This window comes from Psychrobacter sp. Arc29 (assembly GCF_041431175.1).
GTDB lineage: Bacteria > Pseudomonadota > Gammaproteobacteria > Pseudomonadales > Moraxellaceae > Psychrobacter.
The window spans coordinates 1-1329 of record NZ_JASMRR010000019.1; the positions used below are offsets into that span (position 1 = coordinate 1).

Below are 1329 nucleotides of genomic sequence, written 5' to 3' on the forward strand. Positions count from 1 at the left end.
TGTCCCGTCCTGAAATAAGTTTACGAAAAAGGAGCTTATTCATGGACAAGTTAGAGACTACAAGGGCTAAGCGTACGCAAAAAGATTACACGCTAGGCTTTAAATTGGCCGTCGTTGACAGTGTAGAAAAAGGCGACATGACCTACAAACAAGCGCAAGCGATTTATGGCATACAAGGACGCAGTACCGTATTGGTATGGCTGCGACGTCATGGTAAATTAGACTGGACCCACCTACCTAAGAGTCAGACCATGCCATCTAAAGAAACCCCAGCGCAAACCATAAAACGTCTAGAACGTGAACTGGCTGATGCCAAAGCGCATAACCTTATTTTAAGCAAAGTCGTCGAAGTATTTGAAAACGACTATGGAGTACATGCTAGAAAAAAGTCTGCTACGGCATCCTCTGGCAGCTCAAAACAGACAAACAAATAAGTTTAGCCCAAGGATGCCGGTTGCTTAGTGTTAGCCCGCAAGCGGTGTATCAACACCGTATCCGGCAGCATGACAAAGCAAGCAGGTTTGCAGTCATCAAGGACTGGGTACAAGCGTATCGCATGCTAATGCCTCGCATAGGAGGTCGGAAGTTATATTGGCTCATTAAGCCTAAGCTGATAGCGTATGGTATAAAGATTGGCCGTGATGGGTTCTTTGATTATTTAAGAGCACATCGCTTGTTGGTTAAGCCCAAACGTAGCTATAACAAGACTACCTTTAGCAAACATTGGATGAAAAAGCATCCCAATTTAACGAAGGATGCACCAGCACCTATTAAACCTGAGCAGACGTTGGTCGCCGATATCACTCATGTTACCTCTAAGCAAGGGGTGCACTATTTATCTTTAGTGACAGATGCTTATTCAAGACAGATTATGGGCTATCATTTAAGTGAGAGTATGCCAGCGACTGAGGTTGTAAAAGCGCTCAAGATGGCGGCCCAAAGGCGACGTTATACTCATGAAGTGATTCATCACTCTGATAGAGGCCTTCAGTACTGTGCATCAGAGTATCAAGAGGTACTTAGAGTAAATAACATCACACCGTCTATGACCGATGGCTATGATTGTTATCAAAATGCGTTGGCTGAGCGGGTCAATGGTATTTTAAAGAATGAATTCTTATTATATGAGTGCAATACGATGAGTGAGCTTAAACAGCTCATCGATGAGTCTGTTTATGTCTATAACAATATCAGACCTCATTTAAGTTTAAATATGAGAACACCTGCCCAGGTACATGACCGTTATTTATGTCCTGTTTAATGTAAAAAGCCAAATACTCAGGGTATCTGGCTCATTAAAAAATCATCAATCTATTTTAGGACGGGACA

Annotated in this window: 1 protein-coding gene; it reads left to right on the top strand. The window is 42.6% G+C overall.

The features are described from left to right. Window positions 1-41: 41 nt before the first annotated feature. Window positions 42-1261 (top strand): IS3 family transposase gene (locus tag QO189_RS14150; protein WP_371533229.1). Its coding sequence is split into 2 segments (ribosomal slippage): window positions 42-408 and window positions 408-1261, totalling 1221 coding nucleotides; the frame shifts between segments, so codons are not numbered across the junction. Window positions 1262-1329: the final 68 nt, after the last annotated feature.